The sequence below is a fragment of the Saccharopolyspora taberi genome (assembly GCF_039534165.1).
GTDB lineage: Bacteria > Actinomycetota > Actinomycetes > Mycobacteriales > Pseudonocardiaceae > Saccharopolyspora_D > Saccharopolyspora_D taberi.
The window spans coordinates 44,445-63,852 of sequence record NZ_BAAAUX010000026.1 but is presented as its reverse complement, the minus strand read 5'-3'; the positions used below and the strand labels follow the sequence as shown (position 1 = coordinate 63,852).

The window sequence follows — 19,408 nt, the reverse complement described above, 5'->3', positions numbered from 1 at the left end:
GGCGGCTGCCGCGACGTGCGCCGTGCGCACCTCGTGCGGGGCCGTTGCCTGTCCGCCGACACCGGTCAGGATGCCGAGGACGCCCGCGGCGGCGATGGCCGAGCCGAGCTGGACCGACCGCATCCGGGGGGACAGCCGGTGCCGGACGCCCGCCTCGTCGGAACGCCACCAGTTCGCGATTCGCGCCCCCCTCTCCCTGAGGCGCGAGACCGGGTTCGGGGTACCGGGGGCTGTTTCGGGGTTTCGGGGTTCGTCGGGGGTCACGTACTCAAGAGTGCGGATACGGAGAGTGCAAGACACCGAGGTTTGCACGGGCCTCGGTACCTAGATTAAGCCGAATGGGTGGCTACTTGGGGCGATCTGGTGACGGTGCGTAGGTTTGTGGGGCGCTCGTCACGGGACCTCGGGCAGCAAAAGTGCGGCCGGGGGTGCGGGGTCGATGCCTGCGCGCCGAGGCGCGAGTTCGACACTGCGTGTCGGGGTGCGAGGTCGGCGCCTGCGTGTCGGGGTGCGAGTTCGATGCCCGCGCGCCGAGGCGAGAGGTCGACGCCTGCGCGTCGGGGCGCGAGACGAACGTTTGCGCCCCAGGGGTGCGAGTTCGGCGCTTGCGCGCCGCGCCGCGAGACCGACGGCGAGCGCCTCAAGCGCCGCCGGTGTCGGCGGGCGCGCTCTGCTTCTGACCGGCCACCCACCCGGCGATCTGCGCCCGCGAGGTGAAGTCGAGCTTGGTCAGGATGTTCTGCACGTGCCCCTCGACGGTGCGCTGGGCGATCACCAGGCTCTCGGCGATGTCCTTGTTCGTCCGCCCCTGCGCCACCAGCTCCGCGATCTCCCGCTCCCGCCGCGTCAGCGGCATCGGGTGCACGTTGTCCCGCCGCGCGGACGTGCCGCGCTTCTTGGACTCCAGCGCGAAGTCGTGCGCCGCGCTCGGCGGCATCTCGTAGCCCTGCTCGAACGCGTCCTGGTACGCCTGCTCGCCCAGCGCCTCGCGCACCCGCTGCATGTGCTCGTTGTGCCCGATCTCGAAGGTCGAGTAGTACGTGGGCGCCGCTCGCAGCGTGTCCCAGGTCGCCGCCGCCGCGCCGAACAGCCGGGCCGCCCGCTCGAGCCTGCCCTGCTCCTCCGCCGTCCAGGCCAGGGTGTCGAGGGTGAACGCCGAGGCCAGCCGGTTCGACAGCCTGCGCTGCAACCGCAGCGCCTCCTTGGCCACCGCCTCGGCGTGGGTCACCTCGCCCCGCGAGACCTCCACGTGCGCCATCGCCCACAGCACGTGCGAGCGCCAGAACAGCTCGCCCAGGTCGGTGCTGAGCTTCACGGACTGCTGGAGCAGCTCCAGCCCAAGCGCGTAGTCCCCGCCGAGCCCGCGCGCCAGGCCCAGGCCGAACAGCGCGAACAGCTCGCCGCCCGGCACCTGGAGCTCCTGGAAGGCGGTCAGCGCCTCCTGGTGCAGTTCGGTGGCGCGGTCGAGATCGCCGCCGAAGAACGCGGCCATCCCGAGGGTCTGGTTCAGGTGCGCCCGCTCGACCGGATCGGGGTGCCGCGACATCAGCTCCCGAGCCTCCGCGAGCAGCGGCTCCGCCTCCTCGTGGTCGCCCTGCAGCAGCGCGAACCAGGCGCTGCTGCGCAGGGCCGACGCGCGTGCCGCGCTGGGCTCGGTGCAGACCGCCAGCGCCTGGTCCAGCCAGTACCGGGCTTCGCCCGCCAGCCCGCGCACGCCCCAGAAGATCGCCATCTTGCGGGTGATCCGCAGCGCGGTGGTGCCCGGCGGGGTCTCGGCCAGCGCCGACTTCAGCGCGGTGCGCAGGTTGGACTGCTCGCTGGTCAGCCGGTTGACCCAGGCCACCTGCTCCGGCCCGATCCACTCGGCGGCGAAGCGCGTGATCATCCGCGCGTACCAGTGCAGGTGCCTGCGGCGGATCTCGTCCTGCTCGCCGGAGTCGGCCAGCCTCTCCTGGCCGTACTCGCGCAGCGCGTGCAGCAGCCGGTAGCGGACCTGCCCGCCCTCCTCGTCGCGGATCAGGATCGACTTGTCCACCAGCGAGTGCATCGCGACCAGCACGTCGAGCCCGTCGCCCGCCACGTGCTCGGCGGCTTCCAGGTCGAAGCTGCCGGAGAACGCCGACACCCGCGCCCACGCCAGCTTGTCCTGGTCCGAGCACAGCTCGTAGCTCCAGTCGATCAGCGCCCGCAGGCTCTGCTGCCGCTGCGGCGCGCCCCTGCGGCCCTCGCTGAGCAGGTCGTAGCGCTCGGCCAGCCGCTCCTCCAGCTGCTGCGGGGACAGCGAGCGCAGCCGGACCGCGGCGAGCTCGATGGCCAGCGGGTTGCCGTCGAGCTGGTAGCACAGCCGCATCAGAGGGCCCGCGTTGTTCTCGTCGACCTCGAACTCGGGCACCGCGGCCTTCGCGCGGTCGACGAACAGCCGGACCGACGCGTACTGCTCGTAGGCGTCCGGCGGCGGGAGGTTGTCGATGTCGGGGACCTGCAACGGCGCCAGCGCCATCGTCGACTCGCCCGCCACGCCGAGCGACTGCCTGCTGGTGGCCAGCACCCGCACGCCGGGGCACCAGCGGATCACGGTGTCGACCAGCTCGGCGACGGCGTCGACGATCTGCTCGCAGTTGTCGAGCACCAGCAGCATCTCGCGGTTCTTCAGGTGCTCGACGATGGTGTTGACGTCGTCGCCGGACGACGGGCTGCCCAGGCCGAGCTGGTCGATCACGGCGTCGGTGAGCAGCCGGGGGTCGAGCACGTCCTCAAGCCCGACGCACCAGACCTTGTCCCGGAACGAACGGCGCATGTTGGCGGCGACCCGCAGCGCCAGCCGGGTCTTGCCGACCCCGCCCGGACCGGTGATCGTCACGACCCGGGACTCGGCGAGCAGCCGCTTGGTGAGCGTGATCTCGCGCCTCCGGCCGACGAAGCTCGTGACGTCGACCGGGAGGTTGCCCGCCGGTTCGCGAACACGGGCCTGAGCAGTGGAGACCACACCCCGAGCGTAACCCGGTCGCGCAGCGCTGGCCTGCGACGACGACCGTTCACACGATGGTGTGAGTAGCGGCCGGTGGAGGTTGCCGACAGTGGTCACGTGCGGGGGCCGCGCGCGGGTGCACGGGAGCGTCATCGGGATTTCATCGGTGCCGCCTAACTTCGCGTGAACCGGCGGTCCCGTCCGGGGGAGGACGTGCCGGGACCGCTCGACGCGACTCGACCTGGAGGTCATCTTGAGCGAACACCACACCCGCCGCCGGGTGCTGAAGGCGGTCGGCGGGATCACCGCCGCACTGGCCGTCGGCGGCGGCAGCGCCCTCGCGACGGCACCGGCGGCAGGCGCGGCGGAGGACGGGCACGGGCTGCACGTCGTGGACCGGCTCGAAACCGATCCGCGCATGTGGTTCTACCGGTTCCAGACCGACGCGATCGGCTGGCAACCCGCGGTCAACGTCCTGCTCCCCGACGACTACCACACCAGCGGGCGCACCTACCCCGTGCTCTACCTGTTCCACGGCGGCGGCACCGACCAGGACTTCGCCGCCTGGGACCGCGCGGGCATCCGCGAGCTGAGCGCGGGCAAGCCGATCATCATCGTGATGCCCGACGGCGGGCACGCGGGCTGGTACTCCAACCCGGTCAGCTCCAACACCGGTCCCCGGAACTGGGAGACCTTCCACATGGCGCAGCTGCGCCCGTGGATCGAGGAGAACTTCCGCACCTACGCCGAGCACGACGGCCGCGCGCTCGCCGGGTTCTCGATGGGCGGCTTCGGCGCGCTGAAGTACGCGGCCAAGTACTTCGGCGACTTCGCCTCGGTCAGCGCCCACTCGGGCCCGGCCAGCCTGCGCCGCGACCTCGGCGCGGTCGTGCACTGGGCGAACGCGTCCTCCGCCGCCGTGGACCTGGCGGGCGGAACGGTCTACGGCGCGCCGCTGTGGGACGAGGCCAGGGTCACCGCCGACAACCCGATGGAGAACCTGGAGCGCTACCGCGACAAGCGGATCTTCCTGGTCGCCGGTACTTCTCCGGACCCGGTGAACTGGTTCGACCAGGCCAACGAGAGCCAGGTGCTCGCGGGCCAGCGGGAGTTCCGCGCCGCGCTCGACGGCGCGGGCATCCCGCACGAGTCGTACGAGGAGCCGGGCGGCCACGTCATCCGCGGAGACCTGGTCGTCCGCGATCTGGACGGCATGATCGAGCGGCTCCGCAAGGCGTAGCCGGTGGTCGGCCGCGTCATGGCTTGCGCTGGGTGACGCGCCACAGGCGGCGCGGCAGGGAGCCTTCTTCGAAGGGGTGCACTTCAAGGAGCTGCCAGCCGCTCGCCAGCGCGTCGACGTGCTCGCGGCTGAAGAAGTGGACGGCGAAGCCGCCATGCTCGTAGATGTCGTCGCCGTGGGGCGTCCCGGTACCGTAGTGGGCGTCCCCGGTGTGCCGGACGGTGTAGACGAGGTGGCCGCCGGGGCGGAGCACGCGGGCGATTTCGCTTGTGGCAGCCCGGATTTCGCCCGTGGACAACGCCATGCACAGGAGCATGTGGGCGAAGACGACGTCCATGCTGGCGTCCTCGTGGGGAAGCGGCTCCCGGACGTCGTGGACCGCGGTGTGGACGTCGAGCCCTGCCGCGCGGGCGTGCGCGCGCAACTGCTCCAGAGCGGACTCGCTGATGTCGGTCGCGTGGACGTTGAGCCCGCATCGCGCGAAGTGCAGGGCGTCGCGGCCGTGACCGGCGCCGAGTTCGAGGACGTTGTGCGCCTGGTGCTCGCGCATCAGTTCCGCCGCGAACAGGGCGGGCTCGGACGGTTCCAGCCCGTACATGTCCGGGTTCTCGCGGTAGACCTGCTCCCAGTGCCTCCGCTGTTCAGCAGGCAGGTCGTGCTCGTGGTGCATCCGGGGAGCCTAAGCGGGCGGGGTCTCGCGCAGATCGACGAACAGCCGCCCGCCGGGCGCCAGGGCCGCCGCGATCCGCTGCCGAGCCTGCCGCTCGATCCCGGGATGGCGCCCGTCCAGCACGCCGACCCGCACGGCGAAGGCGAGGTCGAAGGGCGCTTCGCCGGGCTCCAGCACGAAGTCCTCGACGGCGACCAGCCGGAGGCTCAGCCGCCCTGCGGCGATCTGTTCCGCGGAGGCGGCCCTGGCCTGCGCGATCGCTTTGGCGGAGCGGTCGATGGCGAGGACGTGGCCGGTGGTCAGCCGCGCGGCGACGGCCCTGGCGGCGGCCCCGGGCCCGCAGCCGATCTCCAGCACGCGCAGGTCCGGCGCGAGCGGCAGGGCGTCGACGACCCGGGCCAGGCGGGGTGACAGCTTCGGCGGCATCCGCCGACGGTAGCTCCAGTGCTAGCCGCCCACGCTGAGACCGGCTTCGGCGGCGATCAGGACCGCGGCCGAGATCGCCTGCTCCGCCGTGATCCGCGCACCGCGAAGCCCGAGCAGACCGTGCGCGACCTCGTCGATCCGCGATGTTCGCCGCCCGTCGTTCGACCTCGATGATCTCGTCGCAGCCGAGTTCGCGTTCCGGGGTGAATTCGACGAGGAAGAACTGCTCGTCGAGTCCGGGGAGTTCTCCGGGGCCGGGGGAAGGGGAACGCTCGCGCGGTCGCTGGTCCGTTCCGCCGACCTGTCGGAATCGCGGATGTCGCCGCTGGAACTGGCCGACGTGCGGTTCGAGGACGTCGACCTGTCCAACGCCTCATGGCAGGCCGTCAAGCTGCGCCAGGCCGAGATCGTGCGCAGCCGTGCGATCGGGTTCCGGCTGTCGATCGCGTCCGCCGATGACGTCCGCGTCGACGGGTGCCGCTGGGACTACGCGGCGATCCACGTCGAGGGCGTCAAGGGCGCGCTGGTGTTCACAACGGAATCCGATTCGCGGAGGTCCATGCCGGGACCGTACCGGGCCGCCTGCGGTCGCCGTGGCGGGACAAGATCACATCCCGCCGCGGGTAACGCCCCGCCGGCACCAGGCGAAGACGTGGTCAGGTCGGGGAGGGAACCGCGGAGGGGGAGAGGCGAATGGCTCGGATGAGATCTTGGGCTTTGGCCGTGGTCGCGCTGGTCGGGTGCGTTCTGGTCGTGGTGTTCGGGGGCGGGCGCCCGTTGGCGCCGGAGGTCGGGGACGATCCGCTCGCCACCCACACGACGCGGTAGAAACGGCGCGGGAAACGGTTTACCCGGGTGCGTCGGAAAATCCTTCACTTGAAGGAGTGGGGCCGTCTTTCGATGTGGTGATCGGGCGGGCACCGATCCGGGAGCTGGGGCAACGTCAAAAGCGTCCGACCGGCAATCGAAGAAAGGTGCGTCATGATCAGGAAAATCGCGGTCGTCCTGTCCTCCGCCGCCGCGCTGGTGTGCCTGAGCGGAGGCATCGCCGCCGCCGACCCCGTCAAGGACCTGACCGGGGGCCTCCCGATCGTCGGCTCCCTCCTCGGTGGACAGGGCCAGTGACCCGCGTCAGGTAGATCGAGCGCCCCCGCACCGCACCGCGTGCGGGGGCGCTCCGCGTTCGGCACCCGTCTACCTACCTTCCGGATGGTTGGTAGGGTGGAGCCGTGACTGCGAACTCCCGTGATCAACTCCTCGGCCTGGCCCTGGAGGTCCTGCGCTCCGGCGGAACCGTGTCGCTGGACTCCGTCGCCCGGCAGGCGGGCCTGACCAAACCCGGGCTGATGCACCACTTCCGCACCAAGGAAGCGCTCATGCTCGCGCTGGTCGACCACGTCATCGACTGCTGGGAGCGTGAGCTGGCCGACCGCCTGCCCGGCCCGCTCGCCGAAGCGCCCGCGCACGAGCGGATCCGCGCCTACTTCGACCTGGCGCTGTCGGGTACCGCCGACGAAGCGGACCTGGTCATGCTGGCCGACCCGAGGCTGCGCAGGCAGCTGACGGCCAGGTGGAAGGAACGCCTCGGCCCGTGGGTCGAGCTGCCCGCCGATCTCCCGCCCGGCGAGCGGGCGCGGCTCACCGCGGTGCGCCTGCTCGCCGACGGTGCCTGGTTCGCCGACGCCACCCGCACCTTCGCCCTCGACGACGACGAGCGGGCCCGCGTGCGCGCGCTCGCCCGGGAGATGTTGGAGGACCGGGCGTGAAGAAGTGGTTCCTGCTCGCCGGTGCGGTCTGCAGCGAGGTCACCGGTTCGCTGTCGCTGAAGGCGGCGACCGGCCACCCGGGCTGGTACGCCCTGGTCGTGCTTGGCTACGCCGCCTCGTTCGTCTTCCTCGCCGCCGTGCTGCGCAACGGCATGGCGTTGGGCGTCGCCTACGGGGTGTGGGGCGCGCTGGGCGTGGGCCTGACGGCGGCGCTCGCGGCGGTGTTCTTCGGGGAGGCGCTGACCACGACCGTGATCGCCGGGATCGGCTTCATCGTCGTCGGCGTGCTCCTGATCGAGCTCGGGTCGCACCGGGCGGTCCGGGAGGAGGTGGCCGCGTGATGGCCTGGCTGTTCCTCGGGCTCGCGATCCTGGTCGAGGTCGCTGCCGCGCTGTCGCTGCGCGCCGCGAGGACCGGCCGCAAGACGTGGTACGCGGCGGTGACCGCGGGCTACCTGCTCGCCTTCGCCCTCCTGGCCGCCGCGCTCGGGCAGGGGATGGCCCTCGGCATCGCCTACGGGATCTGGGCGGCCATGGGCGTCGCGCTGACCGCCGTGGCGGGGAGATTGCTGTTCAGGGAACCGCTGACGTGGGTCATGGCCCTCGGCATCGCTTTCGTCATGGGCGGTGTGCTCCTGGTCGAGACCGGATCGGTGGGGTGACTGATTCGTCCTATGTGGACTTCTCCTGATTCTCGCGTTCCGGCCGGACGGAGCGCGGCGTCTGGTTAGACTGCCGCCCGCGAATCGCGGGTAGGGGGGCACGTGGACGAGTTCTCAGTGGTGGTAGCGGAACTGGACGCGCAGGCGCGGGCCTGCGCGCAGGCGGGGGAGTTGCTGGCGGACGCCGGTTCGGACGCGGCTCCGGTCGCGGACTGCGATCCCGGACAGGCTGATCTGGCAGCGGCCTGCCAGGAGTTCACCGATGCGGTGGGGCACAGCCTGACGATCCTGAGCCGTCAGTTCGCCGAGATCGGCGACAAGCTCGCGCAGAGCACCGATCACTACGCGGACGTCGACAGCGATCTCGCCGCGGTGTTCGCGAGGCTCGAGGAGTCGTTGGTCAGCTCCGTGCCCGCGACCGGTCCCGCGTCGGCAGGCGAACCGAAGTCCTACATCGAGGACGTCATGGACGGTGATGAGTGATGGGTCTGCTGGACTCCATCGGCGACGCCGTCGCGGATTTCGCCGACTTCCCCGCGCTCGGCTTCAACCCGGCACCGGGAGACGCCGCGTCGGCCGCCGATGCCGCGGCGGTCCTGAGCAACGTCGCCGAGCAGCTGGCCGAGGTCGGCCCGGTGCTGGACAACCAGCTGGAGAACTGGACCGGCGACGCGGGCGACGGCTACCGGCAGATGGCCGAGATGATGCAGCGGCGCCTGGCCGGGCGGTTGCAGGCGGTGGAGACCGTCCACCAGGCGCTGCTCGCCTGGTCCGGGGAACTGGCGGCGAACCGGGAACACGCGTTGCGGCTGGAGCGGGAGGCCCAGGCCGCGAAGCGCGAGCTCGCGTCGAAACCGCCCGTCCAGGCGGCGATGTCCCCGGAATCCGGTGCGCAAGCCGCCGCGGCCCAACAAGCGCTGGACGCGATCATCGCGCAGGCCAAGGAGTTGCTGGCGGGCCACGAAGCGCGGGCCGCCGAGGTGGCCAGGGCGATCCGCGGCACCGAACCGCTGCTGGAAACGTCGATCGGCGCTTCCGGCAACTGGATCGGCGGGATCGCCGAGTGGTTCACCAGCAACGAGGAGGAAGGCATACCGAAGCCGTCCGACCCCGCTCCCCGGGACTGGGCGGAGAACCCGGGTTCCGGTCCGTGGGGCGCCCGGGAGCCGACCTGGCAGGACTACGTGACCTCGGCGAAGTTCAACGCGATGGCCGGCGCGGCGGACGCGATGGGTTACACCAACGCCGCCCGCCACATGGAGCACTACCTGACCAACACCGGCGAACCTCTCCAGGTGGATCCCGGGCTGATGCTCAGGGACTCCGCCGGTTTCCGCGAGAACCTCCAGGAAGAACTCGCGGGCAACGACGAGGAATGGCGGAAGCGCGCAGTTGAGGAGTTCAACCGGAACGGAGGTCAGCCCACGCGGATTCCGGTTGAGACGCAGTGGAAAAGCCACTCCTTCGACCAGGAGACCGAACCCGACTGGTACTACGCCAGCGGCAGCATGCACTACAAGGTCACCGGGGCCGTGGAAGTGACGCCGTCACCCGGCGGCGAACCGAACGTCGAGATGAAGTACAAGGTGCACGTGGAAGATCCGTACAACTGGGACAAGGGCAAGGGTGTGGACATCTTCGGCACGGGCGTGGCCGATGTCGAGCCGGGCACCCTGCACCAGACGGGTCTCGCCCGCGAGTACCAGCTCAGCGGGTCGTCCGACGTCATGCACAGGCCCGTCGGCGACGGGAGCGCGCCGCCGATCGAGCCGCCTGCCGGAGATCGCGACGGAGGAAGGACGGACCCGACCCGATGAGAGCCAGATCCGCCGCGGTCCTGCTCACCGCCGTACTCGCGGCCGGCTGCGCGAACAGCGGCACGAACGGCAGGATCGTCGGCGACAACTCCGACCAGTGCGATCCGGCTGCGAAGCTGCCGGAGTCGGTCCAGCGCATCGGGTTGCAGCTGCCCGCGAACCGAGCGGACGAGAAGTTCTGCTACCGCCCGCGCCAGCAGGACGAGTGGATCCTCCAGCTGAGCTTTTCCGCGGCCAGGGGAGAAGTCGAGTCCTTTCTGTCGGGGAACGGTCTTCCGGCGCTGAAGGAGGGCTACTCCCCGATAATCTCCAGCGACGCCAGGAAACTGGGGTGGGAACTGGATTCGCTCAGCAGATATTCAGGCGGCGAGCAGTGGAACGGCGACGGCTACCAGAGCGTGGTGGTCGACCAGAGCGACGACGCCCGCTGGCACGTGTATTTCAAGTTCGCCAACATGTAATGTGCCGAATCGGTGGCGTTCGACCTGGGAGCAGCAGTGGCGCGCGAGGAGGCCGGACCGAGGTTCGAGGGCTTCGGCGACGGGGCGGTGGAGTTCTTCGACGGGCTCCAGGCGGACAACTCAAAAGCTTTCTGGGCCGATCACCTCGACCTCTACAAGCAGGACGTGCGGGCGCCGATGGAGGCGTTGATCGCGGAGCTGGAACCGGAGTTCGGCCCGGGTTTCGGGGCGGGCAAGGTGTTCCGGCCGCACCGGGACGTGCGGTTCAGCCCGGACAAGTCGCCGTACAAGACGCACTGCGGAGCCGTGATCGAGCAGGGGCGCGGTGGTGGCGCCTACTACGTCGAGATCAGCGCCGCCGGGCTGATGGTCGCGGGCGGCTGCTACCACACCGAGTCCGACCAGCTCGCCAGGTTCCGCGCCGCGGTGGACACCGAGATCCACGGCGAGCGGCTGCGCGGGATCCTGGACGGGCTCAAGGGGTGGGAGATCGGCGGCACCACGCTGAAGAGCCGCCCGCGCGGCGTGGCCGCCGACCACCCGCGGCTCGACCTGCTCCGCCACCGCACCCTGTACGCCTTCCGCCGCTGGGAACCCGACGACGTGCTGCACGAGCGCGCCTGCCTGGACCGGGTGCGCCGGAGCTGGCGGCAGGTCGCCGAGCTGAACCAGTGGTGCGCCGACCACATCGGCGTCTCGGACAAGCGCCGCTAGCCGTTGTGGCCGGTCCCGGTCTCGGGTGCGGCAGGCGTCCTCGGGCGGATGACCGCCGGGTGATCAAGGCCGCAGCCGCGGAACGACTCGACGACGTCCTCGACCAGCCACAGCACCGACGGCCCGAGGAGGTTGCCCGCCGCGAGCACCCGCACCGCCCATGGACGCGAGACGAGCTCGTCGTGCAGCAGCGTGCACAGCCCGGTCAGCCCCGGCCAGCGAATCAGCCGCGCCGCGAATCAGCCGCGCCGCGCCGGGGCCACCACGGAGCGTGGCCGCCTCCGGCGCGCCAGCGCCACGGCGGACCAGCCCGCCAGGGCGCCCGCGAGATCGACACCGATGTCGGCGAGCTCGAAGCTGCGGCCCAGCGGGAGCGTCACCTGGAGCACCTCCGAGACCACCGCGTACGCGGCCAATCCGGGCAGCAGCACCGGAATCCGGGCGATCCGGCCGCTGGCCGCCAGCGCCGCGAACAGCACCAGGTGCACCACCTTGTCGGTGCCCGGCGGCGCGTCCGGGACACCGGAGGCCGGGGTGAACAGGACCGCCAGGCTCGCCAGCACCGCGATTCCGAACGGGACCTTCGTGAGCTGCGTTCTGTAATGATCCAGCAACAGCCCTCTCCGATCCGAAGCTGCGTACTGCACCTGGCGGTCAACAGACTAGGCTGACCCAACGTGAGTCGACGAGCCAAGATCGTTTGTACCATGGGGCCCGCCACCGCTTCTCCGGAACGGATGGCGGAGCTCGTAAGCAGCGGAATGGACGTCGCCCGGCTGAACTTCAGCCACGGCAGCCACGCCGATCACCAGCAGGTCTACGAGATGGTCCGGACGGCGGCCAAGGAGTCCGGCCGCGCGGTGGGCATCCTCGGCGACCTGCAGGGACCGAAGATCCGACTCGGCAAGTTCGCTGCCGGGCCGGTGGAGTGGCGGACCGGCGACGTCGTGCGGATCACGGTCGACGAGGTCCAGGGCACCCACGACCGCGTGTCCACCACCTACAAGGGCCTGGCCGGCGACGCCAAGGTCGGCGACCGGCTCCTGGTCGACGACGGCAAGGTGGGCCTGGCGGTGACCGCCATCGAGGACTCCGACGTCGTCTGCGAGGTGATCGAGGGCGGCCCGGTCTCCGACAACAAGGGCCTGTCCATGCCCGGCATGGACATCTCGGTGCCCGCGCTGTCGGACAAGGACGTCGAGGACCTGGAGTTCGCGCTCCAGCTCGGCGTGGACTTCATCGCGCTGTCGTTCGTGCGCAGCCCGGCCGACATCGACCTGGTGCACCAGGTCATGGACCGGGTCGGCCGCCGGGTGCCGGTGATCGCCAAGCTGGAGAAGCCGGAGGCGGTCGACAACCTGGAGGCCATCGTGCTGGCCTTCGACGGCATCATGGTCGCCCGCGGTGACCTGGGCGTGGAGCTCCCGCTCGAACACGTCCCGCTGGTCCAGAAGAAGGCGATCCGGATCGCGCGGGAGAACGCCAAGCCGGTCATCGTCGCGACCCAGATGCTGGACTCGATGATCCAGAACTCGCGCCCGACCCGGGCCGAGACCTCCGACGTCGCCAACGCGGTGCTCGACGGCACCGACGCGGTGATGCTCTCCGGCGAGACCAGCGTCGGCCGGTACCCGGTCGAGACGGTGCAGACCATGGCCCGCATCGTCGAGGCGGTCGAGGCCGGTTCCACCGCGCCGCCGCCGCTGAGCCACGTCCCGCGCACCAAGCGCGGCGTGATCTCCTACGCCGCCCGCGACATCGGGGAGCGGCTCAACGCCAAGGCACTGGTCGCCTTCACGCAGTCCGGCGACACCGTGCGCAGGCTGGCCCGGCTGCACACGCGGCTGCCGCTGCTGGCCTTCACCCCCGAGGAGTCGGTGCGGAGTCAGCTCGCTCTCACTTGGGGGACGGAGACGTTCCTGGTGCCTAAGGTGGACACGACCGACCGGATGGTTCGCCAGGTGGACCAGGCGATGTTGTCCCTCGGCCGCTCGCAGCGGGGTGACATGGTGGTCGTCGTCGCCGGTTCGCCGCCGGGAACCGTCGGTTCGACCAACCTGATCCGCGTGCACCGGCTGGGCGAGGAAGACCACGTCTGACCGGACCCCGCCCGGAGGTGGCAGTTTTCCGGCCCCGGCCCGGAAAACCCGCCCCCCGGGCCAGTGACCCGAGGAGTCCGCAGTGACCGAAGCCGCACGTGCCGCCGCCGCAGACCCGGCAGCCGCCCGGACCGACGGCTCCGTTCCGCTGGACCACGGTGTGCCGCACGGCCAACCCGTGCTGGACCGCCTGGTCGCGCTGCTGGACCTGGAAACCATCGAGGAGAACATCTTCCGCGGGGTGAGCCCCGCCGAGTCCCCGGTGCGCGTGTTCGGCGGCCAGGTCGCCGGGCAGGCGCTGGTGGCGGCGGGACGCACGGTCCCGCAGGACCGGGCGGTGCACTCGCTGCACGCCTACTTCATCCGGCCGGGAGACCCGAGCATCCCGATCGTCTACGAGGTGGACCGCACCCGGGACGGCCGGTCGTTCACCACCCGGCGAGTGGTCGCCGTGCAGCGTGGCAAGGCGATCTTCTCGCTCTCGGCCTCCTTCCAGCTGGAGGAGGACGGCATCGACCACCAGGAGCCGATGCCCGAGGTGCCCGACCCGGAGACGCTGCCGACCTACGGCGAGCAGGCGGGCGAACTGCTGCAGCGGATGGGCCGCGTGCAGCCGCGCCCCATCGACGTCCGCTACGTCACCGATCCGCCGTGGGTGGTCCGCGAGACCGGCGAGCGGGTGGCCCGCAGCCAGGTGTGGATGCGCGCCGACGGAGTGCTGCCCGCCGACCCGCTGCTGCAGGTCTGCATGGTCGCCTTCGCCTCCGACCTGACACTGCTGGACGCGGTGCTGGCCCGGCACGGCGTCTACTGGGGCCTGGACAACGTCTCCGGCGCGAGCCTGGACCACGCGATGTGGTTCCACCGCAGGTTCCGGGCCGACGAGTGGCTGCTCTACGACTGCGCCTCGCCGAGCGCGTCCGGAGCCCGCGGGCTGGCCACCGGCCGGTTCTTCTCCCGCGACGGCCGCCTGGTCGCGACCGTCGTGCAGGAGGGCCTGCTGCGCGTGCAGGACTGATCACGCGCGGTCGAGCGCCCGGCGTCCACGGGTTGGTGGCCACGCCCCGCGCGTCGAAGGCGTAGTCGGGAGCAGCTGGACGCCCTACTTGCGGCGGCGCTTCGGCCGCAGGTGCGCCGGAGCGGTCAGCGCGCGGGTGTGGACCTGCTCCAGCACGATCGAGCTGGTGAAGTGCCGGACCTCCGGCCGCGACGCCAGCTTGTCGACCAGGAAGCCCTGCAGGTGCGCGCTGTCGGCGACGGCCACGTGCAGCAGGAAGTCGGCCTGACCGCTGACGTGCAGCAGCGAGCGGGTCTCCGGCTGCGCCAGCACGAACTTGCGGAACTGGTCGACGACCTCGCGGGTGTGCGGCCGGACGTTGATCGACACGATGGCCTCCAGCGTCAGGCCGGTGGCCGCCGGGTCGACGTCGATGTGCGAGCCGGTGATCACGCCCTGCTCGCGCAGCCTGCGGACCCGTTGCAGGCAGCTCGACGCGGCCAGCCCGACCCGCTCGGCGAGCACCCGGTTGGGCAGCGTGGCGTCGTTCTGCAACTCCTCCAGGATCAGCCAGTCGACCGAATCCAGTTCGACAGATTCCCGCATATCCGAACATCCTACGGTGGATGTGGTGAACCGGCGAACTTCCAGCGCACGATATCGCCCGGCTTGAACGTGCTGGTCGACAAGGAGGAGTCGTGCACATCGCTTGGGGGCCGTTCCTGCTCGCCCTGCTGGTGATCATCCTGGTACCCGGACCCGATTTCGTGATGGTCACCCGCAACGCGGCGAACGGTGCGAGGTGGGGGTGGCTGGCCGCTGCGGGCGTGACCTGCGGGCTGCTGGTGCACGCCACGGCGGCGACGCTGGGGCTGTCGGCGCTGCTGGTGACCGTGCCCGCGGCGCTGATCGTGGTGAAGGCGGTCGGCGTGGTGTACCTGGGGTTCATGGGGATCCAGATCCTGCGCAGGTCCGGGGCGGCGCAGGCGCCGGACGCGGCGGCGGAGCAGCCGCGCTCGGGGCGCTCGGTGTTCCTGCGCGGACTGCTGATCGACGTGCTCAACCCGAAGGTCATGCTGACCTTCCTGACGCTGCTGCCGCAGGCGATGGACCCGGCGGCCAACCCGATGGCGCAGGCCGGGATGCTCAGCGCGGTCGCGGTCGGGGCGTTCGGGCTGTGGTGGCTGCTGGTGGTGCCGTCGGTGCGGTGGCTGGCCGCGCTGCTGGCCGATCCGCGCAGGCGCAAGGTGTTCGAGCGCTGCTGCGGCGGCGCGCTGATCGCGATGGCCACCTCGATCGCGCTGTCCTGACCCGGTCGATCCCTGTCCGGACGCAGTCGATCCTGGAAAAATCCTCACCTCGGCCGGTTCCCGCGCCTAGGCTTTCCGGCGAACTATCCGAGGACGAGGACGGAGTGGCGGCATGCGTCGTCGATGGGGTGTTGCGATCGGTGCGGCGTCGGTTCTGGGGCTTTCGGTCGGGGCCGCCGTGCCCATCACGGCAGCCCCTACCGGACCGGACGCCCTGCGGATCGACCTGGACAAGATCCTGGCCGACCCGCGGCTGGACGGTTCGCACGCCGGGGTCGTCGTGCGCGACCCGGAGACCGATGAGGTGCTCTACAGCCGGGGCGCCGACGACCGCGCGGTCCCGGCGTCGAACCTGAAGCTGCTGACCTCGGCCGCCGCACTGGAGACGCTGGGGCCGGACTACCGGTTCAGGACCGAGGTGCTGGCCGGCTCCGAACGGCTGGGACCGGTCCTGCTCGGCAACCTGTACCTGCGCGGCACGGGTGACCCGACCACGACCGCCGCCGAGTACGACAGGCTGGCCGCGCAGGTCGCCGAGTCCGGCGTCCGCGAGGTCAGCGGCAAGGTGATCGCCGACGCGAGCTGGTTCGACGACGTCCCGCTCGGCTTCGGCTGGGCGTGGGACGACGAGCCGTACTACTACGCCGCGCCGATCTCGGCGCTGTCGGTCTCGCCGAACGGCGACTTCGACGCCGGGTCGGCGACCGTCCGGGCGACCCCGGGCGCCGAGGGCGAACCCGCGGAGGTCGTCGTGGAACCGGCCACCGGCGTGGTCGAGATCGACAACCGCACCACGACCTCGGAGGCAGGCAGCGAGCCGAACCTGTCCGTGCAGCGGGAGCACGGTTCGAACCGCGTCGTCGTGAGCGGTTCGGTGCCCGCCGAAGGCGCGCCGGTCGAGGACTACACCTCGGTCCCCGACTCCACCTCCTACGCCACCGACGTCTTCATCCGGGCGCTGGAGGCGCACGGCGTGAAGGTGAACGGCAGGGGCACCGGCACTACTCCGCCGGACGCGCGTGCGATCGCGTCCCGCGAGTCGATCCCGCTGCGCGAGCTGATGGTCCCGTTCATGAAGCTCAGCAACAACATGCACGCCGAGATCCTGGTGAAGGCGATGGGCCGCGCGTCCGGCGGCGCGGGCAGCTGGGACGCCGGGCTCCCGGTGCTCGCCGAGAAGCTGCGCGGGCTGGGCGTGGACCCGGCGGTGCTGCGCACAGTGGACGGATCCGGACTGTCCACTGCGGACAGCGTGACGCCCGGTCAGCTGAGCCTGCTGCTGGACAACGCCCGGCAGCGGCCGTGGTTCCAGTCCTGGTACGACGCGCTGCCGGTGGCGGGCAACCCGGACCGGATCGTCGGTGGGACCCTGCGCTCGCGGATGACCGGAACCCGCGCGGAGAACAACGTCCACGCCAAGACCGGGTCGCTGACCGGGGTGAGCTCGCTGTCCGGCTACGTCACCGCCGCCGACGGCAGGCCGCTGGTGTTCTCGGTGGTGTTCAACGACTTCCTGGGTTCCTCGCCGCGGGATCTGGAGGACGCGATCGCGGTCCGGCTCGCCGAGTACGACGGCGCCGGGACCCAGCAGGGTGCGCCGCGGGTGCGCCGCGCGCCCGTCGCCGCGGACGACCCGGGCACCGCGGTAGACGAGTCGGCGCTGGAATGCTCCTGGGTGAAGTCCTGCTGAAACGCAGCGCAGAAGGGGCCGGTCGCGCCAAACGCGGCCGGCCCCTTTTGGCGTCCCGGACCGGAAAGCGCGCCGGATGTCCATCGACTTTCGGCGGTGATTTCGCCCGCAAGCACCGGGAAAAACGGGAAAACGTGAATGAAGAGGTTTCGCGTTCTGGGTTAAATCATGATGTCGAAATCGGTGATATTCGTCCCAGGAGTCGGATCCGGCGGGCTCGGGCATTGGTTCCAATGGCTGTGACCTGGGGCGCAGAACTCGGGTCCGCTGAAGCTTCGGGTTGCTTTGAACAGCGGAAACAACTGATTCGGGCGGAGTTCGTCAGGTCTTCGGGAAGGTGAAGTTGGTTGGAAACGCAACAACTCCAGCATTTGGTTAGTTGTTGCCGCGACCTGAGGTTCTTTCTACTCTGCGGGCTGCTGATCGGGCGAATCTGAAAGGAGCACCGCCGTGCAGGCCGCACCGCTTCGGGAAAGGGCCGAACCACCGGACGCCGGAGAAACCCGAAGGCTCAACGTTCCCCGGTTGTCCATCGACGCCAACGCCGTGGTCACCCCCGATCCCAGGATGACTCCGCTGGAGGACTGGCGGGAGGTCGCCGAGCGGCGCGTCGGGCGGCGGTCGCGGGGCGGGCGGGCACCGGTGATCGCCGTGCTGCACCTGGTCAAGCACCAGGTGGTGGAGAAGAAGTTCGGCCGCCGCGGCGTCGGCACCGTGCTGTCGAGCGCGGCGTTCGTCATCGGCACCGAGCTCTCCGACCACGAGCTGGTCGCCGTGGACAACCACGGCGGGCTCGTCCTGCTGCTGCACGGCGGGCCGGAAACCGAGCTGCGGCAGCGGTTGCGGTCCATGCTCAACCGGCTCAGCCGGGTCACCGTGACCCTCGGCGAGGAGCACCTGCAGATCACTCCCGTCGTCGGCTACGCCTCGGCCGCCGACCTGCCCGGCGACGCCGGTGCCGAGCTGCTGCGGGAGCGGGCCTCCGACGCCGCCGACGTCGCCGCGCAGCAGCTGGACCTGGTGCCCCGCAGCTGGACGCCGGAGGCCAACGCCCGCCACCGCAGGCCCAGCGCGCTGCGCACCCCGTTGCAGGTTCTGCTGACCATCGCATTCGGCTTAGCCGCGCCGTTCCTGGCGCTGGTCGCGCTGTTCGGCGCGGGCATCGACCTCGGAACCCCGGCCTACCTGGTGGTCACCGCGGCCCTGGTGGTGACGGCCGCGCTGATCTGGATCGAGGGGTTCACCGCGCTCGACCCGCCCCGCCCGCCGGAGCGGCCCGCGGGCGCGTACCCGGCGGCGACCGCGCTGATCCCGGCGTACCTGCCCAACGAGGCGGCCACGATCGTCGACACCGTCCGCGCGTTCCTCGCCCAGGACTACCCGGGCGAACTCCAGGTCGTGCTCGCCTACAACACGCCGCGCCCGCTGCCGGTGGAGGTCGAGCTGCGCGCGCTGGCCGAGGAGGACCCGCGCCTGGTGCTGTACCGGGTGCCGTTCTCCACGTCCAAGGCGCAGAACGTCAACGCCGCGCTGCAACTGGCCAAGGGCGAGTTCACCGGGATCTTCGACGCCGACCACCAGCCCGCGCCGGACGCGTTCCGCCGGGCGTGGCGCTGGATCTCGCACGGTGCCGACGTGGTGCAGGGCCACTGCGTGGTCCGCAACGGCGATTCGTCGTGGGTGGCGCGCATGGTCGCGGTGGAGTTCGAGTCGATCTACGCGGTCAGCCACCCCGGCCGCGCGAAGCTGCACGACTTCGGGCTCTTCGGCGGCTCCAACGGGTTCTGGCGCACCTCGCTGCTGCACAAGATCCGGATGCGCGGCGAGATGCTGACCGAGGACATCGACTCCTCCATCCGCACGCTGCTCGACGGCTGCCGGGTGGTCAACGATCCGGCGCTGGTCAGCAGGGAACTCGCGCCCGCGACGCTGAAAGCCCTGTGGCACCAGCGGATCCGCTGGGCGCAGGGCTGGTTCCAGGTCTCCCGGCGGCACCTCGGCGCCGCGCTCCGGAGCAGCAAGCTCAGCGTCCGCAACAAGTTCGGGGTGTTCTTCCTGCTCGGCTGGCGCGAGGCGTACCCGTGGCTGTCGGTGCTGATGTACCCGGTGATCGCGTTCCTGATCTGGCGCGACGGCTGGGGCGGGATGGACTGGCTGGTGCCCGCGTTCGTGCTCACCACGCTCTACACGCTGTCGGTGGGGCCGGGCCAGGTGCTGTTCGCCTACCGGCTGGCGGTGCCCGAGATCCGCGCCCACCGCCGCTGGTTCGCGGGGTACCTGCTGCTTTCGGCGGTGTTCTACGCCGAGTTCAAGAACCTGATCGCCCGCGTCGCGCAGGTCAAGGAGCTGACCGGGGAGCGCCGGTGGGTTGTGACCCCGCGGCAGGCCGTGCGGGGTGCGCAGGTGGAGGAGGCGGCGTGAGCGACACTCTTTCCCCGCTCAGCGCGGCCGACCGGGTGCGGGTGTCCCGCATGGTTCTGGAGGCAGCGTGAGTGACACTGGTTTCCTGCTCAGCGTGGCCGATCGGGTGCGGGTGTCCCGCAAGGCTCTAGAGGAGGCGGCGTGAGCGACACTCTTTTCCCGCTCAGC

The 19,408-nt window shown here is 70.9% G+C and carries 22 protein-coding genes; 16 read left to right on the top strand and 6 right to left on the bottom strand.

Translation table 11 applies throughout. The annotated features are described in order from the left end of the window. Positions 1-640: 640 nt before the first annotated feature. Entirely contained in the window at positions 641-2,986 is a 2,346-nt protein-coding gene (locus ABD691_RS28260) for an ATP-binding protein (protein ID WP_344684868.1), read from the bottom strand. Positions 2,987-3,221: 235 nt separating this feature from the next. Here ABD691_RS28260 and ABD691_RS28255 point away from each other — a divergent pair, with 235 nt between their 5' ends. Then, positions 3,222-4,208 (top strand): alpha/beta hydrolase, encoded by a 987-nt coding sequence (locus ABD691_RS28255; RefSeq protein WP_344684866.1) that lies wholly within the window; start codon positions 3,222-3,224, stop codon positions 4,206-4,208. 16 nt (positions 4,209-4,224) lie between these two features. On the opposite strand, the gene ABD691_RS28250 is transcribed toward ABD691_RS28255, so the two are convergent. Continuing rightward, positions 4,225-4,878 (bottom strand): class I SAM-dependent methyltransferase, encoded by a 654-nt coding sequence (locus tag ABD691_RS28250; RefSeq protein ID WP_344684864.1) that lies wholly within the window; start codon positions 4,876-4,878, stop codon positions 4,225-4,227. A 9-nt stretch (positions 4,879-4,887) separates the two neighbouring features. Continuing rightward, positions 4,888-5,304 (bottom strand): SAM-dependent methyltransferase, encoded by a 417-nt coding sequence (locus tag ABD691_RS28245; protein ID WP_344684862.1) that lies wholly within the window; start codon positions 5,302-5,304, stop codon positions 4,888-4,890. Between the two features lie 88 nt (positions 5,305-5,392). Between ABD691_RS28245 and ABD691_RS28240 the strand changes: the two genes are divergently transcribed. The 10 genes from ABD691_RS28240 (at position 5,393) to ABD691_RS28195 (ending at position 10,723) form a co-directional block, all read left to right on the top strand. After that, on the top strand, positions 5,393-6,010 hold the full coding sequence (locus ABD691_RS28240) for a pentapeptide repeat-containing protein (RefSeq protein ID WP_344684860.1): 618 nt from the start codon (positions 5,393-5,395) through the stop codon (positions 6,008-6,010). Beyond that, a complete protein-coding gene (locus ABD691_RS28235; protein WP_344684858.1) occupies positions 6,007-6,132 on the top strand; it encodes a hypothetical protein in 126 nt (41 codons plus the stop codon). The genes ABD691_RS28240 and ABD691_RS28235 overlap by 4 nt, the downstream gene beginning before the upstream one ends. A 153-nt stretch (positions 6,133-6,285) precedes the next feature. Further along, on the top strand, positions 6,286-6,429 hold the full coding sequence (locus ABD691_RS28230) for a hypothetical protein (protein WP_344684856.1): 144 nt from the start codon (positions 6,286-6,288) through the stop codon (positions 6,427-6,429). A gap of 104 nt (positions 6,430-6,533) precedes the next feature. Beyond that, positions 6,534-7,070, top strand: coding sequence for a TetR/AcrR family transcriptional regulator (locus tag ABD691_RS28225; RefSeq protein ID WP_344684855.1), 537 nt, complete (start codon positions 6,534-6,536; stop codon positions 7,068-7,070). Next, the gene (locus ABD691_RS28220) at positions 7,067-7,411 is read left to right on the top strand and encodes a DMT family transporter (protein WP_344684853.1); all 345 of its coding nucleotides are present in this window, start codon (positions 7,067-7,069) and stop codon (positions 7,409-7,411) included. Before ABD691_RS28225 ends, ABD691_RS28220 begins: the two co-directional genes overlap by 4 nt. Beyond that, positions 7,411-7,731 carry a DMT family transporter gene (locus tag ABD691_RS28215; RefSeq protein ID WP_344684852.1) on the top strand — a complete coding sequence of 107 codons (321 nt, stop codon included), beginning with the start codon at positions 7,411-7,413 and terminating at the stop codon, positions 7,729-7,731. Before ABD691_RS28220 ends, ABD691_RS28215 begins: the two co-directional genes overlap by 1 nt. A 102-nt stretch (positions 7,732-7,833) precedes the next feature. Next, the gene (locus ABD691_RS28210; RefSeq protein WP_344684850.1) at positions 7,834-8,214 is read left to right on the top strand and encodes a DUF6317 family protein; all 381 of its coding nucleotides are present in this window, start codon (positions 7,834-7,836) and stop codon (positions 8,212-8,214) included. After that, positions 8,214-9,548, top strand: a complete 1,335-nt coding sequence (locus ABD691_RS28205; protein WP_344684848.1) for a hypothetical protein — start codon at positions 8,214-8,216, stop codon at positions 9,546-9,548. The genes ABD691_RS28210 and ABD691_RS28205 overlap by 1 nt, the downstream gene beginning before the upstream one ends. After that, positions 9,545-10,009, top strand: a complete 465-nt coding sequence (locus ABD691_RS28200) for a hypothetical protein (protein WP_344684847.1) — start codon at positions 9,545-9,547, stop codon at positions 10,007-10,009. Before ABD691_RS28205 ends, ABD691_RS28200 begins: the two co-directional genes overlap by 4 nt. 12 nt (positions 10,010-10,021) lie before the next feature. Next, positions 10,022-10,723, top strand: coding sequence for a DUF2461 domain-containing protein (locus ABD691_RS28195; protein ID WP_344684845.1), 702 nt, complete (start codon positions 10,022-10,024; stop codon positions 10,721-10,723). Here ABD691_RS28195 and ABD691_RS28190 read toward each other — a convergent pair. Then, a complete protein-coding gene (locus tag ABD691_RS28190) occupies positions 10,720-10,878 on the bottom strand; it encodes a hypothetical protein (RefSeq protein WP_344684843.1) in 159 nt (52 codons plus the stop codon). The two genes, ABD691_RS28195 and ABD691_RS28190, sit on opposite strands and share 4 nt — an antisense overlap. Before the next feature lie 84 nt (positions 10,879-10,962). Next, positions 10,963-11,337, bottom strand: coding sequence for a VanZ family protein (locus ABD691_RS28185; protein ID WP_344684841.1), 375 nt, complete (start codon positions 11,335-11,337; stop codon positions 10,963-10,965). A 63-nt stretch (positions 11,338-11,400) separates the two neighbouring features. Here ABD691_RS28185 and pyk point away from each other — a divergent pair, with 63 nt between their 5' ends. Together pyk and tesB are read left to right on the top strand one after the other, a co-directional pair. Further along, the gene (pyk, locus tag ABD691_RS28180; protein ID WP_344684839.1) at positions 11,401-12,822 is read left to right on the top strand and encodes a pyruvate kinase; all 1,422 of its coding nucleotides are present in this window, start codon (positions 11,401-11,403) and stop codon (positions 12,820-12,822) included. A gap of 82 nt (positions 12,823-12,904) precedes the next feature. Further along, the gene (gene tesB, locus ABD691_RS28175) at positions 12,905-13,840 is read left to right on the top strand and encodes an acyl-CoA thioesterase II (protein WP_344684837.1); all 936 of its coding nucleotides are present in this window, start codon (positions 12,905-12,907) and stop codon (positions 13,838-13,840) included. Positions 13,841-13,924: 84 nt separating this feature from the next. On the opposite strand, the gene ABD691_RS28170 is transcribed toward tesB, so the two are convergent. Then, on the bottom strand, positions 13,925-14,425 hold the full coding sequence (locus ABD691_RS28170) for an Lrp/AsnC family transcriptional regulator (protein ID WP_344684835.1): 501 nt from the start codon (positions 14,423-14,425) through the stop codon (positions 13,925-13,927). 92 nt (positions 14,426-14,517) lie between these two features. On the opposite strand from ABD691_RS28170, the gene ABD691_RS28165 reads away from it, so the two are divergent. From ABD691_RS28165 to ABD691_RS28155, 3 genes are all read left to right on the top strand, one after another. After that, the gene (locus ABD691_RS28165; protein ID WP_344684833.1) at positions 14,518-15,129 is read left to right on the top strand and encodes a LysE family translocator; all 612 of its coding nucleotides are present in this window, start codon (positions 14,518-14,520) and stop codon (positions 15,127-15,129) included. Between the two features lie 178 nt (positions 15,130-15,307). Continuing rightward, positions 15,308-16,819 (top strand): D-alanyl-D-alanine carboxypeptidase/D-alanyl-D-alanine endopeptidase, encoded by a 1,512-nt coding sequence (dacB, locus tag ABD691_RS28160; RefSeq protein ID WP_344684831.1) that lies wholly within the window; start codon positions 15,308-15,310, stop codon positions 16,817-16,819. 450 nt (positions 16,820-17,269) lie between these two features. Then, positions 17,270-19,240, top strand: a complete 1,971-nt coding sequence (locus ABD691_RS28155) for a glycosyltransferase family 2 protein (RefSeq protein WP_344684829.1) — start codon at positions 17,270-17,272, stop codon at positions 19,238-19,240. The last annotated feature ends 168 nt before the right edge of the window (positions 19,241-19,408 follow it).

Bases quoted from the DNA above. Each gene is read 5' to 3' on its own strand.
- ABD691_RS28250 (WP_344684864.1), bottom strand. From the start codon at position 4,878: ATGCACCACGAGCACGACCTGCCTGCTGAACAGCGGAGGCACTGGGAG.
- ABD691_RS28235 (WP_344684858.1), top strand. From the start codon at position 6,007: ATGAGATCTTGGGCTTTGGCCGTGGTCGCGCTGGTCGGGTGCGTTCTG.
- ABD691_RS28230 (WP_344684856.1), top strand. From the start codon at position 6,286: ATGATCAGGAAAATCGCGGTCGTCCTGTCCTCCGCCGCCGCGCTGGTG.
- ABD691_RS28245 (WP_344684862.1), bottom strand. From the start codon at position 5,304: ATGCCGCCGAAGCTGTCACCCCGCCTGGCCCGGGTCGTCGACGCCCTG.
- ABD691_RS28205 (WP_344684848.1), top strand. From the start codon at position 8,214: ATGGGTCTGCTGGACTCCATCGGCGACGCCGTCGCGGATTTCGCCGAC.
- ABD691_RS28200 (WP_344684847.1), top strand. From the start codon at position 9,545: ATGAGAGCCAGATCCGCCGCGGTCCTGCTCACCGCCGTACTCGCGGCC.
- ABD691_RS28170 (WP_344684835.1), bottom strand. From the start codon at position 14,425: ATGCGGGAATCTGTCGAACTGGATTCGGTCGACTGGCTGATCCTGGAG.
- ABD691_RS28215 (WP_344684852.1), top strand. From the start codon at position 7,411: ATGGCCTGGCTGTTCCTCGGGCTCGCGATCCTGGTCGAGGTCGCTGCC.